Below are 231 nucleotides of genomic sequence, written 5' to 3' on the forward strand. Positions count from 1 at the left end.
GGCCACCCCCTTGACCCAGGTCTTCACGCCCGGCAGCTGGGTGTAGCGCGGTTCGTGCAGGACTTCGCCGACCTCCCCCATGGGGGTCCTGATGGACATCGTCATGCCCGGCCTCAACGGCTTCCAGGCGACCCGTCAATTGACCAAGGACGCCGAGACCAGCGCCATCCCGGTGATCATCGTCACCACCAAGGACCAGGAGACCGACAAGGTCTGGGGCAAGCGCCAGGG

The 231-nt window shown here is 66.2% G+C and carries 1 pseudogene; it reads left to right on the top strand.

Annotated elements, in window-relative coordinates:
* Window positions 1-76: 76 nt before the first annotated feature.
* Window positions 77-231: pseudogene (locus BST14_RS32485) on the top strand (response regulator); the annotation flags it as partial.

The sequence above is a fragment of the Mycobacterium arosiense ATCC BAA-1401 = DSM 45069 genome (assembly GCF_002086125.1).
Classification (GTDB): Bacteria; Actinomycetota; Actinomycetes; order Mycobacteriales; family Mycobacteriaceae; genus Mycobacterium; species Mycobacterium arosiense.